This window comes from Shewanella sp. CG12_big_fil_rev_8_21_14_0_65_47_15, from assembly GCF_002783505.1.
Lineage (GTDB): Bacteria > Pseudomonadota > Gammaproteobacteria > Enterobacterales > Shewanellaceae > Shewanella.
Genome location: NZ_PFGL01000067.1, coordinates 66,300 through 79,416, shown reverse-complemented (window position 1 = coordinate 79,416; position 13,117 = coordinate 66,300). Strand labels below are relative to the sequence as shown.

Here is a 13,117-nt window from a genome sequence, read left to right as displayed (position 1 = left end):
TAACTGCGTTTATAGAGCGGTTCTTTTGGGCTAGGTAATTGGCGATAACACTCTTGAAGGCTTGAAGGCTTGAAGGCTTGAAGGTAGTGGAAAAGCTTTATTCCCCGAAGGCTCTACAACTTGATGGGTTCTTGATGGATTTTAGTGGCGCGTTTTTCAGCATTATGCTTTCAAAATCAACATGCATAGTAAAACTTGTTTGAAAAATCCTCAGTTAATAGAGTTTGTCATAAAAAGTCCTTTACCTTTGGGAGTGCTTTTAGCATAATGCCCCACGTCAACAGGGGTGTAGTTCCAATTGGTAGAACAGCGGTCTCCAAAACCGATGGTTGCGGGTTCGAGTCCTGCCACCCCTGCCAAATAAAACAACGGCTTGCATAGAAATATGCGAGCCGTTTTATTTTCTGCCATTTAGCCTCAATATATTCTGCACGCTCTTAATATCCATTCGCGGTTATCATTTTCTCTTACAAACTGTCGTATACCCCTTGTAACATTTAAGCTCTGCGGCTTAGGTAAAGCCAAAAATAGCGGTGTTGAACTCGATGTAGCCGCCGAGTTGACGGAAGCTTTACAAGCAAAATTATCCTATGCCTATCTGAATACCCGTACCGCCAACGACAGCTTAAACCCCGACTGGGGCATGCTTATCCCTGCGGGAAGTCCACTGGTGAATGTGCCCAAACATACCGCGAGTATGATTTTGAAGCGGGATTTGAATGCATTTTCTATCGATGGACATTTAGGACTGAGCTGGCGGTATGTGGATTCGCGCCTCGGTGATTCTGCCGATCCGAGTTTCCAATTACCGTCGTATCAGTTGCTTGGGCTGTTTATGAATACTCACTTGAGCGACAACTTCATCCTTGGGATAAATTTGGATAACTTATTGGATGAGCACTATATCGCCAGCAGTTATTCGGCGCTTTGGGCTGTGCCCGGTGAGCCTAGAAGCATTAAAGTGGGCCTAAGTTATGAGTTCTAGCCCTATGAATTACCAAGGGAAAACCCTAGCACCGAGTATTCGCAGTGCGCGCATTCAAAGTATCGATATGATGCGCGGTCTGGTGATGCTCATTATGCTGCTCGACCATGTGCGGGAACGCTTTTTCCTGCATATGCAGGTGAGCGATCCTATGGATTTAAGTTCGACCTCTTGGGCGCTGTTTTTAAGCCGTTTTGCCGCGCATTTTTGTGCGCCAGTATTTGTGTTTTTAACGGGCATTTCTGCATGGCTTTATGCTCACCCTCGTCAGGGGAAACCCCGTTCTGCCCGCGCATTTTTGCTTAAATGTGGTGTGTTTTTAATCGCGCTGGAAATCTTAGTGATTAACGTCTCTTGGATGGGGAGTTATCACACCCTCTGGCTGCAGGTGATTTGGGTGATTGGACTTTGCATGTTAACCCTAGTGATGTCGCTTTAAAGAAAAAGTCGCCAAGCGGTTATGCTTGGCGACTTTTTGTTTGGCTTGTGCAGCAATACGGTTAGTGAATTATTCCGTTAATAAGCTACGCAACATCCAGGCATTTTTCTCATGGATTTGAATGCGTTGGGTGAGCAGATCCGCTGTTGCTTCATCATTAGCTTGACCCACCAGTGGATACAGGGCTCTGGCATTACGGATCACTAACTCTTGATCGTTTAACAATTCACGGATCATGGTTTCGGCTTTGGTGACGCCCTGATCTTCTTTAATCTCGGTCAGTGCGGCATAGGCCGAATATGACCCTAGCGCTCTGGCGCCTAATGCACGTACTCGCTCTGCGATAAGGTCTACCGCAAGGGCAAGTTCGGTATACTGTTGTTCAAATAGCAAATGTAGGCTAGTAAACATGGGGCCGGTAACGTTCCAGTGAAAGCTGTGGGTCTTAAGATACAGACTGTAGCTGTCGGCCAAGAGTTGGTTGAGGCCTGCGGCGATTTCTTCTCTGTTGGCTTGATTGATACCTATGTTTATCATGGCGTTCTCCTGCTATTGTCTCATTGAATGTGTTCAGTCTAATCTTCTGATATTAAATGTAAAATGAGTAAATTAGATTTTATACATCTATAAATTCGATTGAACTTTCCTGCGTTAAACGTCGTAATGGCGCTGCTATTAATCGGCTTCTTCTCAACTGCATTAGCCGCGTTGCAGTAACAATGCCTAGGTAGAACTGCTATCCTAGCGACATATTGTGAGTCGATACTTGAATTGAATAAAACTGACCCTAATGAATAAATTAGCCTATTTAACCGCCATGAATGTGACAACTTGGCGAGTGCGCGACACTAAGGTGAAACCTTATTTAGTGATTTGGGATGAAAACGGTGAGTTACCCGAGGCTGAGCCACTTATTGACGCTGTGCTAACGCTTATCGACGTAAAACGTGAAGAATGCGATTTCGATTGTGAACCCCATAAGGGTAAGCAAATTGTTTGGGATTTACGCCGCCATAAAGTCAGGCCACGCACCGCTTGGTTAGTGTCGGAGCCGCTTGCCGCTTTACTCGCGGACAGTGGGGCAAAACGCGCCCTGTGGGCGCAGATTTGGCAGTGGCGTGAGCAGCAGCCCCAAGCATCAAACGACCTTTAAAAACTGGATCTGGAAACCCCGTGTGAATACTCAATACCCTAAAAATATGACAGAGCAATTACAGTTAGTTTGTCTCGAGCCCAGTGATCTTAGCCAAATGGTCAGCATTGAAGGCAAGGCACACTCCCACCCTATGAGCGAGGGCAATCTTGCCGATTGTTTCGGTCGCTTATATCGGGTACTCGGATTAAAGACTGAGGCTAATACTCTGCTGGGATTTGCGATCATTCAGCAGATTGTCGATGAGGTGACCCTGATTGATATCTGTATCGATCCTGCGCAGCAGGGCCATGGCTATGGGCGGTTATTGTTAAAAGAGGTGATTGATGTTGCAAAATCTTCGGGCGCTGTGGTGGTCATGCTCGAAGTGCGGGAATCAAATGCCACGGCGCGTCATCTATACCAACAGGCTGGGTTTACGGAATCCGGTCGCCGTAGGGGATACTATTCTTTGGGTGAGGGTAAGGGTAAGGAAGATGCACTCTTAATGGATTTACCCCTCGTTTGATGGGTGTAAACCTAGCAGCTTGATGGTTTATCTATTTCAGCCATAAAAAAACAGCGCTAATGCGCTGTTTTTATTTTAAAAGCCAATAATGACTTATTTAACTTCTTTACCTTGGGCTTGCAGATCCGCATGGTAGCTTGAGCGCACTAATGGGCCACAGGCTGCATGGGTAAAACCTAACTCATCGGCTAAGGCTTTAAGTTCGGCAAACTCGGCGGGTGGCACATAACGTTCAACCGGCAAGTGGAACTTAGACGGTTGTAGGTATTGGCCTAAGGTCAGCATTTCAACCTTGTGCTCACGTAGATCCCGCAGCACTTGGGCGATTTCTTCGTTGGTTTCACCTAAGCCCATCATCAGGCCAGATTTAGTGGGCACATTGGGATGACGTTCTTTAAAGCGTTTGAGCAGATCGAGCGACCATTGGTAATTCGCACCTGGACGCGCCTTACGATAATGCATTGGCGCCGTTTCTAAGTTGTGGTTGAACACATCGGGCGGCTCAGTCGATAAAATATCTAAGGCAGCATCGATACGACCACGGAAATCAGGCACTAAGGTTTCGATCTTGATATCTGGATTAAGTTTACGAATTTCGCGGATACAATCGGCAAAATGCTGGGCGCCACCATCACGTAAATCGTCACGATCTACCGAAGTAATGACCACGTATTTCAGCTTCATATCGCGGATCGTTTGCGCCAATTTAACCGGCTCTTCGGCGTCGGGCTTAAGCGGACGACCATGGGCGACATCACAGAATGGGCAACGACGGGTACAAATTGCACCCAAAATCATAAAGGTTGCCGTACCGTGGTTAAAGCATTCGGCGAGGTTAGGGCAGGAGGCTTCTTCGCATACAGAATGCAGACCATTAGAGCGCAGCGCCTGTTTAATCTCTAAAATGCGTTGATTCGATGCGGGCAACTTTACCCGTAACCAATCGGGTTTGCGCAGCATAGTATCGCGCTCGGAGGGCACTATCTTGACCGGAATACGCGACACCTTATCGGCATCTCTTAATTTTACTCCGGGTTGTAAACGTTCAGGCCTATTCATGACGCTGCTAATCCTTGATGATGAACTAGATGTTGGTAGCCCAATAGTTGGCTAAAGGTAATAGTGAGTTGCTCGCCAGCTTCCATCACGGTTTGTGGGCCGCTAAGCTCCTTACATTGCACCATTTCAAGGCCAGCATAACCGCAGGGGTTAATGCGGCGGAAAGGGGCGAGATCCATATCGACATTAAGCGCTAAGCCGTGGAATGAACAGCCTTTTCGAATACGTAATCCTAGTGAGGCGATTTTGCGTTCATTGACATATACGCCCGGTGCATCGGCCTTAGCGTATGCTTGGATATCATATTTAGCGAGCATATCGATAATGCTTTGCTCTATATGCGTCACAAGCTGGCGTACACCGAGTTTACTACGTTTGATATCGAGAAGAGGATAAACCACCAGTTGTCCTGGACCGTGGTAGGTGACTTGTCCACCACGATCCACTTGGATAACGGGAATGTCACCGGCATTCAAGATATGTTCGCTCTTGCCTGCTTGGCCTTGGGTAAACACGGGAGGGTGTTCTACGATCCACAGCTCATCTGGGCTGTCGCCGTTACGGGTGTCAGTGTATTGTTGCATCGCATGCCAAACTGACTCGTAATCTTGCTGACCTAGATGCCGAATATGCAAAGTCGTTTCTTGCAAGGGCAACCTCTCCCCTTAAAATTGAGTGGCGGCATTATAACCATAAATGTAAGACAGATCACATTTGATGATCTCGAAGAATACTTATAGTACGCGACGTACTCCTTCGACGGCGGCAAGTTCTGTGTACAGGATTTCGATATGGTCTTTACTGGTCACAGTGACGCGAATCGTGATCGAGTAGTAGCTCCCTTTGCTAGAGGTCTTTGTGGTGGGGGAATAGTCACCCGGTGCGTGCTTTTGAACGACGGCAACCACTCTATCGGTTAGGGCTTCATGGGCATCTCCGACGACTTTAAAGGGGAATGCACAGGGGAAATCCATCAGTTCATCAAATTTAGTGTTCAACATAATCAGTGCTCGTAACTATCTTAATGGGATCTATATGGTGGCAATTATACCCGATATCAAGGGATATACCCAAACCGCCTAAAGAGGCAACACTCGCATCTTTAGCTGTGCCCTCAAAACATTAAGGCCACCTGTCGGTGGCCTTAATGTTTTTGTTTAATATCGTTAGCTAAACCAACCCGCAAACAGTTGTTTAAAGTAGTCCACTAATTTGCTAAACCAACTTCCTTCGTTAACTTCTTGTAGGGTCACTAGGGGATATTGGGCAATATCTTTACCGTCGAGTTGGAAGAATAAACGCCCGACAGTTTCACCTTTCTTCAAAGGCGCATCTAATGGCTTAGTCAGTTCAAAGTTAGCTTTTAGGTCCTTAGCACGGCCGCGGCTGATGGTAATAGGTGTGTCGGTTGCCACGCCTAAATCGACTGTGCTCTTGTCACCGTACCAAATTTGCTGGGTGACGAAGCTATCACCCGCCTTGTAGGGCGTAACCGTTTCAAAGAAACGGAAACCATAGGTCAGCAGTTTTTTACTTTCGGCCTTACGGGCGGATTCACTTTGAGTGCCCATCACCACTGAAATTAAACGCATGCCATCTTTGGTGGCCGATGCGACTAAGTTGTAACCTGCACCTGAGGTGTGACCGGTTTTAATACCGTCGACATTCATGCTGTTATCCCACAATAAACCGTTGCGGTTATATTGTTTGATGCCATTGAAGGTATAGAATTTTTCGCTGTAGACTCGGTATTCTTCTGGGACGTCGCGAATTAACGCGGCGCCTAATAATGCCATATCATAGGCGGTAGATTTGTGGTTTTCAGAATCTAGACCGTGGGAGTTTTCGAAGTAGCTGTCACGCATGCCCAATTGCTTAGACCATGAGTTCATCATGTCAACGAAGGCATCTTCAGTACCAGCAATATGTTCGGCCATAGCCACACAGGCATCGTTGCCCGATTGAATGATAATGCCGCGGTTTAGGTCGGACACCTTAACGGTTTTGCCCACTTCGATAAACATCTTAGAAGAGTCAGAGAAGTTCTTAGACCAAGCGTTTTTACTGATGGTGACATCATCATCGGGGGAAACATTGCCAGCTTTAATTTCTTGACCGATAACATAACTGGTCATCATTTTAGTCAAGCTCGCGGGATTTAGGCTTTCATAGGCATTGCTTTCGGCAATAATTTGGCCTGAATTATAATCCATCAAGACGTAAGCCTTGGCGGCAACTGTCGGTGCATCGGGGGTAACAATCGGCTGCGCAGCATAAACAGGGAGAGAGGCACTAGAGATTAGCAGCAATGTTTTAATGGGACTTTTGACAAAATTCATCATTAACTTGGCACGTCTTTTTGGTTGTATTGAATGGAAAGGGCTAAATAGCTTCGAAAGTATACCACCCTTCGACAGGGGATTTCAGTGAAGGTTCCTTCATCCGCGGTATTTTTCAGCTAAATCGATATATTAGGGTTGTGAGTGCTCACTACTCTAACACCATATAGCCCTCAGGATAGCCGTCTTGCTTGACTTTGTTAAGCAATCTATCGGCAAGTTCAGGTTGACCTATGGGGCCGAGTTGCAGCCTATACATATTGTTTGCCGCTTGTACACGGCTCTGAACTTGGTATTTCTGCTCAAGTTCCTTTGCCATTTTCTTCAGCTTTAGCTGATCTTTTGATGCCACTAACTGAATATAATGGTTGCCAGAATCTTGGGCACTAGCCACGGCGCTATTGGTGGCGGCAAGGCTGCCGACATAGATCACATCGAGCTTTATGCGTGCCGTCCCCGTGCCTAACATACCCAGTTTATAGGCGGCGGCGTAGGAGACATCGAGAATGCGGTCCGAGTGGAATGGGCCACGATCATTGATGCGAATGATCACCTGCTTGTTATTATCTAAGTTGGTGATTTTGGCATAGCTAGGTAAGGGCAAAGTTTTGTGTGCCCCTGACATCGAATACATATCATAGGGCTCACCGTTGGAGGTCTCATAGCCGTGAAACTTTTCGCCATACCATGAGGCGCGGCCCGTTTCGGTAAAACCTTGATCGGTATTCATCACACTGTAAGACTCTCCATAAACCGTATAGGGTTTATTGCCGCGACGACTGTAGGGCTCATATTTAGGGGTCGCGTTTGGCACATGTTCCACATTGGGTGGATTGAGTGGCATCTTATCGTTTCTAAGCGAATACCGACCCTTGTTTGGATCCATATTCTTTTTGCTGGCGGCAGTGTTATTGCTACTCGAACAGGCTGCTAGTGTGAAACTGAGCGCAATAATAGCCAGTAGTAAAATATTATTTTTTAGTGGCATGCTGTTCTTTTAGTTGTTGGCTAAATTGATAAACGGCCATTGAATACAAAGGGCTACGATTATAACGGGTGATCACATAAAAGTTATTTAAGCCAAGCCAGTAATCACTGTGATCCGCTTGTTCAAGCTCAATGAGCATCGCCTTTTGCGATACATCTAAATCCCCCGCATCGGCCAGAGATAGGCTCGGCGATAAAATATCGGCCACTCGATAGTTGAGTTTTTCACCCGCCCACACTTTGGCTTTGGGGGTGGTTTGGCTGTTATTGGCTAAAGGCAGGGCGACCGGCGTATTGGCTTGCCAACCGTGTTTGTGGAAATAGTTGGCGACACTGCCAATGGCATCTTCTGGGCTTTGTAATAGATCGCGATTGCCGCTGTTATCGAAATCGACGGCGTAGTGGCGGTAACTTGAGGGGATAAACTGCCCATAGCCCATAGCGCCAGCATAGGAACCCTTGAGGCTATCAATGTCTAAGTGTTCTTCTTTGACTAATGTCATCAACTCGCCAAATTCCTTGCGGAAAAAGGTGGCTCTCGGTTCGTAATAAAACCCTAAGGTATAGAGCGCATCAATCACAGGATAATTGCCTGTGTATTGGCCGTAGAAGGTTTCAATCCCAATAATGGCGACAATAATCTGTGGGTCGACTTGGTATTTAGCCGCCGCCTTGGCGATGGTGGCCTCGTGTTTGTTCCAGAAGGCGAGCCCGGCTGCGAGGCGTTTCTCGGTTAAGAAAATCGGGTAATACACATGCCAAGGTTTGGCTTCCCAAGGGCGGGTGATGGCATCTATTACCGCTTGATTGTATTTCGCTTTTGCGAGGAAGGTATCGATTTCAGATCTGGTAAAGCCTTGTGCTAACTGAGTTTTAATAAACTCAGCCTTCAAGGCTTCGGGTAATACGGGCGTTGGAGTCTCTGCTACCACAGCCGCACTGGTGGGTGGTGTAGCCTTTACGGGCTCGTTTGCCGTAGAGCAGGCAACCAGGTATGAACTGAGGCAAAGCACTGCCAATGGAGCCAAATAAGCTCGAAGAATAGGCATTAAAAAGTCCCTAAAAATTATCTATCTACAAAACGTCTATGGGTATGAATGCTCATTAGAATGCCAAACCCTGTCATCAATGTCAGCATGGAAGTGCCGCCATAGCTCACTAGGGGCAAAGGTACGCCCACTACGGGCAGAATACCTGAAACCATGCCTATATTCACAAAAACATACACGAAGAAAGTCAATGTGATGCTACCGGCTAATAACCGAGCAAAGCTGGTTTGTGCCCGCGAGGCAATGACTAAGCCACGGCCAATAATATAGAGGTACATGATGAGTAGCAAAATACTACCGATCAAGCCAAATTCTTCCCCGATCACCGCAAAGATAAAATCTGTGTGACGCTCGGGGATAAATTCAAGCTGTGACTGAGTACCATCGAGCCAGCCTTTGCCCCAAAGCCCACCCGAGCCGATGGCAATTTTTGACTGAATAATATGATAACCCGCACCTAGGGGATCTTGCTCAGGATCGAGTAAGGTTAATACGCGCGTTCTTTGGTAATCGTGCATCAAGAAGTACCAAAGGATAGGCAAAAACGCCAATACCGCGGCAACAAATCCGCCAACAATGGCCCAGCTCATCCCCGATAAAAACAGCACGAATATTCCCGATGCGGCGACCAGAATCGATGTGCCAAGATCGGGTTGTTTGGCGATAAGAAGAGTCGGCACCAGCAAGATCACCGCAGCACCCGCTAAATAGCGTTTCTTAGGCGGCAGAGGGAACTTACTGATATACCAGGCCATAGTGATCGGGAAGGCGAGTTTAATCAGCTCCGAAGGTTGAAACTCCATAAAGCCTAAATTCAACCAACGCTGCGCGCCTTTATTGATTTCACCGAAAAAGTGTACCCCAAGCAGCAAGACAATCCCAGCAAGGTAAATCGGTAGGGCCCAGCGTTTTAGCGCTTCGGGATTGATTTGCGCCATGGTAAACATGATGCCCAGTGACAACAGCATACGAAACAGCTGGCGCTCCATCATGCCAAGATCTTCACCACTGGCGGAATAGATCACAAAGAGTCCAAAACCCATTACGGCGAAGAGGCCGAGTAAGAGCGGCAGATCTATGTGCAGGCGCTGCCAGATATTTTGACGTTGATGGGCACTCATGGCATAGGTTTCCAAGTGTCTCTAAGCATATATTCATCGAGCATAGCGCGGGCGACAGGGCCAGCGTTAGCGCCACCCCAGCCGGCGTTTTCCATGACGACGGCGAGGACAATCTTAGGTTCTTCGAAGGGGGCGTAGGCCACCACTAGGGCGTTGTCACGGAAATGTTCGGCAATTTTATTGGCATCGTACTTAGTATTTTCTGCTACGCCAATGACCTGCGCCGTACCGGTTTTCATCGCGGCGGTGTAACTGGCGTCGGTGAAGCGGGATTTATGCGCAGTCTGGCGCATGGCTTCGTTGATAATATTCCAATTGCGCGAATTTTTAAGCTCAATAGGGGGTAACTCGTTAATTGGCGAGTCAATCTTAGCCGTATTGTCCTTGATTGACTTAAGCAGATGCGGCGGAAAGCGGTGTCCCTTATTCGCTAAAATCGCGGTGGCATTAGCCAATTGCAGTGGGGTCGCCGTCCAGTAACCCTGACCGATACCCACAGAAATCGTATCGCCAATATACCAAGCCTGATTGTACTTTAAGCGTTTCCAGTCTTTAGAGGGCATGTTGCCCGCCGATTCCTCAAAGATATCTATGCCGGTATTTTGCCCAAAACCAAACTGCTCCATAAAACGGGCTATAGGGTCAACACCTATCTTATAAGCTAATTCATAGAAATAGGTATCACAGGACTCGACAATCGCACTGTAGACGTTGACCCAGCCGTGTCCCCAACGCCTCCAGTCACGGTACTTTCGCTCCACTCCTGGGATCTGCCAAAAACCGGGGTCCCAAACGCGAGTATGTTCGGTCACGGCTTTTTCATCCAGACCAAGCAGGGCCATAATGGGTTTGACCGTCGATGCGGGGGCGTATTGGCCTTGGGTGGCCCTGTTGATCAACGGGCGTGATTTATCATTAAGTAAATTGCTGTAATCTTTACTATTAATTCCTTGAACGAATTGGTTTGGATCATAACTTGGGCTAGACACTAAAGCTAAAATGCCGCCATCCCTTGGATCTATGGCGACGATTGAACCTTTATGACCTTGGAGCAACTCCACGGCCTTTTGTTGTAATTGGAGATCGAGCGTTAAGTAAATATCCTGTCCGGGTTCGGGCGGAACAATGCGTAAGGTGCGGATTGTACGGCCGCGGTTGTTCACTTCCTCTTCGAGGTGACCCGGCGTGCCATGTAGTAAAGATTCATAAAACTTTTCAATGCCTTGCTTACCGATATCTTTAGTCGCGGCATAGTTTTTCCACTGATCGCTGCGCTCTAGTTGGGCGCGATCTCGAGTATTAATTTTTCCGACATAGCCTAGTACATGGGTGAGCTGGCTCTCGTAGGGATAATTACGCTTAAGACCCGCCTCGACGCTAATCCCCGGAAAACGATGTTGGTTCACGCTGAAAATGGCGACCTGCTCTTCGGTCAGTTGATTCTTCAGGGTGAGCGGCTTAAAGCGGCGATGAAATTTGAGCGCTTCGGTGAAGGTTTCACGTTCATCAACACTTATCTCAATTAACTGACCGAGTTCGTCCAAGGTCTCGGACATGTTGGTTATTTTTTCAGGGATCAGCTCGAGGGAATAAAAAGGTTGATTTTCAGCTAAGAGTACACCGTTTCTGTCGTAAATGAGACCACGACTAGGGGCGATAGGAACGACGCGAATGCGGTTTTCATTAGAGCGAGTTGCATAATCTTTATAGGATTCAACCTGTAGGTGATAAAGGTTGGTCACCAACACGCTCAGGAGGGCGACAACACAAAAAAAAGTGAACAGCGCACGGCGCTTAAACAGTGACGCCTCGGCGGCGTGATCATGCATTGTTATCCGCTTTTTTGGCGACACTTAGGCTATCTCCAGCTGATCCCATCCGGGTGGTTGACACTCGTTAACATCAAGATCCCGCTATTCTCTGTGATAAGGGTGATTGGTGTTCACACTCCACGCGCGGTATAAGCTTTCGGCAACTACGATCCGCACCAGAGGATGGGGCAGGGTCAATGCCGATAGGCACCAACTTTGGCGTGCCGCTTCTTTACAGGCGGGTGCTAAACCCTCTGGGCCACCAACCAATAGACTCACATCTCGGCCATCGAGTTGCCACTTGCTTAGGGCTGTTGCTAACTCTGGGGTTGTCCAGTTTTTACCGGGAAGATCTAAGCTAACAATATGATTGCCTTTGGGAATGGCCGCCAACATTTGCTCGCCTTCCTTTTGCAGGATCCGGACTATGTCGGCATTTTTCCCCCGCTTTCCTGCGGGTATTTCGATAAGCTCCAGCGCCATATCACGGGGAAAGCGGCGCTGGTATTCTTCGAAACCACGGGTAACCCAATCGGGCATCCGTGTTCCTACTGCGATGAGTTGCAACTTCATCAGGCTTGTTTTTCTGACCAGAGCTTTTCAAGCTGGTAGAAGTCGCGGGTTTGATCTTGCATAACGTGCAGGATCACGTTGCCCATATCTACCAGCACCCACTCGCTGCTATCACGGCCTTCTACCCCTATAGGTGGGATGCCCGCGGCTTTAGCTTCAACGACTAGGTTTTCGGCGATAGCTTTAACATGAGTCTTTGATGTGCCTGAACAAATCACCATATAGTCAGTAATGTTAGACTGCTTGCTAACATCGATAACTACCACATCTCTGGCTTTTAAGTCGTCGATCTTGTCGACTACGAACTGCTTTAATTCGGCGCTCTGCACGCTGATGTACCTCAATAATTTTAAATAGCGCGGTAGTATATCAGTGTTGGGCCATGGAATACATTGGATCGACGATCGAGTTTACTATATCTGGGCTAATATTGAATCAAGATAAGTAAAGTTGTTGTTTTTTAATGTAATTTAATGTTATCGGCATAAGAGCGTCCTGGGGGATTTCCCCCTGAGTTAACTGTGAACGTATCTGGGTTGAAGAGATATCCTGCGCGGTGATATCGACGGTAAAAATACGCCCAAGGATAGGTGTTTGCGGTAGTGCTGTCTTTTTAAAGGTATCGATGGCTTCGTGGCGTTCGCTAAGCACCTGCTGCATTGGATGTCCGCTGGCTAATTGCCAACCGGGGCGCTGACAGACTACAAGGTTTGAGTATTCAAATAGTTGCTGCCATTTATGCCAGCTTTGCAGATGCATAAAAGAGTCCATGCCCATAATAAAAAACAGTTCATCATGGGGATAGTGTTTACGCAGTTGTTTTAGGGTCACGACGGTATAGGAAGGCGTATTTCGCTTCGCTTCGATATCACAAAGCTCAAAGCCATCGAGTTTAGTACAGACATCCGCCACCATATTTAGACGTTGCGCCGTGGTGGAGTGTGGTTGCTGTTTATGGGGCGGAATATGGTTAGGCATCAGCAGGATTTTATCTAAACCCAGCGTCTGTTTCACTTCCATTGCAGGACGAATATGACCGTAATGTATGGGGTCGAAGGTACCGCCTAAAATACCAATGCGCATAGCTACTCTT

Annotated in this window: 14 protein-coding genes, 1 tRNA gene and 2 pseudogenes; 5 read left to right on the top strand and 12 right to left on the bottom strand. The window is 47.4% G+C overall.

The features are described 5' to 3' along the window. The first annotated feature begins 282 nt into the window (after positions 1–282). The 3 genes and pseudogenes from COW15_RS19450 to COW15_RS19440 all read left to right on the top strand — a co-directional run. Positions 283–359 (top strand) — tRNA-Trp (locus tag COW15_RS19450). A 152-nt stretch (positions 360–511) separates the two neighbouring features. Further along, positions 512–985: pseudogene (locus COW15_RS19445) on the top strand (TonB-dependent receptor); the annotation flags it as partial. After that, positions 975–1,409 (top strand): annotated as a pseudogene (locus tag COW15_RS19440) (heparan-alpha-glucosaminide N-acetyltransferase domain-containing protein); the annotation flags it as partial. The pseudogenes COW15_RS19445 and COW15_RS19440, both read left to right, overlap by 11 nt. Before the next feature lie 84 nt (positions 1,410–1,493). Here the strand turns inward: COW15_RS19440 and dpsA are convergent. Then, positions 1,494–1,961 carry a DNA starvation/stationary phase protection protein DpsA gene (dpsA, locus tag COW15_RS19435; RefSeq protein ID WP_293635191.1) on the bottom strand — a complete coding sequence of 156 codons (468 nt, stop codon included), beginning with the start codon at positions 1,959–1,961 and terminating at the stop codon, positions 1,494–1,496. A gap of 253 nt (positions 1,962–2,214) precedes the next feature. Between dpsA and COW15_RS19430 the strand changes: the two genes are divergently transcribed. Continuing rightward, entirely contained in the window at positions 2,215–2,577 is a 363-nt protein-coding gene (locus tag COW15_RS19430) for a hypothetical protein (protein WP_293635189.1), read from the top strand. A gap of 46 nt (positions 2,578–2,623) precedes the next feature. Continuing rightward, the gene (gene rimI / locus COW15_RS19425; protein ID WP_293635247.1) at positions 2,624–3,085 is read left to right on the top strand and encodes a ribosomal protein S18-alanine N-acetyltransferase; all 462 of its coding nucleotides are present in this window, start codon (positions 2,624–2,626) and stop codon (positions 3,083–3,085) included. A gap of 93 nt (positions 3,086–3,178) precedes the next feature. Here the strand turns inward: rimI and lipA are convergent, their stop codons facing one another. The 11 genes from lipA to nadD all read right to left on the bottom strand — a co-directional run bounded on the left by lipA (position 3,179) and on the right by nadD (position 13,107). Next, positions 3,179–4,144: a lipoyl synthase gene (gene lipA / locus COW15_RS19420; RefSeq protein ID WP_293635187.1), complete on the bottom strand. Its 966-nt coding sequence runs from the start codon at positions 4,142–4,144 to the stop codon at positions 3,179–3,181. Beyond that, positions 4,141–4,794: a lipoyl(octanoyl) transferase LipB gene (gene lipB, locus COW15_RS19415; RefSeq protein ID WP_293635185.1), complete on the bottom strand. Its 654-nt coding sequence runs from the start codon at positions 4,792–4,794 to the stop codon at positions 4,141–4,143. Before lipB ends, lipA begins: the two co-directional genes overlap by 4 nt. Positions 4,795–4,878: 84 nt before the next feature. Continuing rightward, positions 4,879–5,145, bottom strand: a complete 267-nt coding sequence (gene ybeD / locus COW15_RS19410) for a DUF493 family protein YbeD (RefSeq protein WP_007645956.1) — start codon at positions 5,143–5,145, stop codon at positions 4,879–4,881. Between the two features lie 165 nt (positions 5,146–5,310). Further along, the gene (locus tag COW15_RS19405; protein ID WP_293635179.1) at positions 5,311–6,486 is read right to left on the bottom strand and encodes a serine hydrolase; all 1,176 of its coding nucleotides are present in this window, start codon (positions 6,484–6,486) and stop codon (positions 5,311–5,313) included. Between the two features lie 148 nt (positions 6,487–6,634). After that, entirely contained in the window at positions 6,635–7,471 is an 837-nt protein-coding gene (locus COW15_RS19400; RefSeq protein WP_293635177.1) for a septal ring lytic transglycosylase RlpA family protein, read from the bottom strand. Further along, positions 7,455–8,519, bottom strand: a complete 1,065-nt coding sequence (mltB, locus tag COW15_RS19395; RefSeq protein ID WP_293635175.1) for a lytic murein transglycosylase B — start codon at positions 8,517–8,519, stop codon at positions 7,455–7,457. The genes COW15_RS19400 and mltB overlap by 17 nt, the downstream gene beginning before the upstream one ends. A 17-nt stretch (positions 8,520–8,536) precedes the next feature. After that, positions 8,537–9,640, bottom strand: coding sequence for a rod shape-determining protein RodA (gene rodA / locus COW15_RS19390; RefSeq protein WP_293635173.1), 1,104 nt, complete (start codon positions 9,638–9,640; stop codon positions 8,537–8,539). Then, on the bottom strand, positions 9,637–11,493 hold the full coding sequence (gene mrdA / locus COW15_RS19385) for a penicillin-binding protein 2 (protein ID WP_293635171.1): 1,857 nt from the start codon (positions 11,491–11,493) through the stop codon (positions 9,637–9,639). Before mrdA ends, rodA begins: the two co-directional genes overlap by 4 nt. 60 nt (positions 11,494–11,553) lie before the next feature. Then, positions 11,554–12,024, bottom strand: coding sequence for a 23S rRNA (pseudouridine(1915)-N(3))-methyltransferase RlmH (gene rlmH, locus COW15_RS19380; RefSeq protein WP_293635169.1), 471 nt, complete (start codon positions 12,022–12,024; stop codon positions 11,554–11,556). Continuing rightward, positions 12,024–12,353 carry a ribosome silencing factor gene (gene rsfS / locus COW15_RS19375; protein WP_007645966.1) on the bottom strand — a complete coding sequence of 110 codons (330 nt, stop codon included), beginning with the start codon at positions 12,351–12,353 and terminating at the stop codon, positions 12,024–12,026. Before rsfS ends, rlmH begins: the two co-directional genes overlap by 1 nt. A gap of 106 nt (positions 12,354–12,459) precedes the next feature. Next, the gene (nadD, locus tag COW15_RS19370; protein ID WP_293635167.1) at positions 12,460–13,107 is read right to left on the bottom strand and encodes a nicotinate-nucleotide adenylyltransferase; all 648 of its coding nucleotides are present in this window, start codon (positions 13,105–13,107) and stop codon (positions 12,460–12,462) included. Positions 13,108–13,117 lie beyond the last annotated feature (10 nt).

Coding starts and splice junctions, on each gene's coding strand:
- dpsA (WP_293635191.1), bottom strand. CDS start 1,961: ATGATAAACATAGGTATCAATCAAGCCAACAGAGAAGAAATCGCCGCA.
- COW15_RS19430 (WP_293635189.1), top strand. CDS start 2,215: ATGAATAAATTAGCCTATTTAACCGCCATGAATGTGACAACTTGGCGA.
- rimI (WP_293635247.1), top strand. CDS start 2,624: ATGACAGAGCAATTACAGTTAGTTTGTCTCGAGCCCAGTGATCTTAGC.
- lipA (WP_293635187.1), bottom strand. CDS start 4,144: ATGAATAGGCCTGAACGTTTACAACCCGGAGTAAAATTAAGAGATGCC.
- ybeD (WP_007645956.1), bottom strand. CDS start 5,145: ATGTTGAACACTAAATTTGATGAACTGATGGATTTCCCCTGTGCATTC.
- COW15_RS19405 (WP_293635179.1), bottom strand. CDS start 6,486: ATGATGAATTTTGTCAAAAGTCCCATTAAAACATTGCTGCTAATCTCT.
- COW15_RS19400 (WP_293635177.1), bottom strand. CDS start 7,471: ATGCCACTAAAAAATAATATTTTACTACTGGCTATTATTGCGCTCAGT.
- mltB (WP_293635175.1), bottom strand. CDS start 8,519: ATGCCTATTCTTCGAGCTTATTTGGCTCCATTGGCAGTGCTTTGCCTC.
- rodA (WP_293635173.1), bottom strand. CDS start 9,640: ATGAGTGCCCATCAACGTCAAAATATCTGGCAGCGCCTGCACATAGAT.
- rlmH (WP_293635169.1), bottom strand. CDS start 12,024: ATGAAGTTGCAACTCATCGCAGTAGGAACACGGATGCCCGATTGGGTT.
- nadD (WP_293635167.1), bottom strand. CDS start 13,107: ATGCGCATTGGTATTTTAGGCGGTACCTTCGACCCCATACATTACGGT.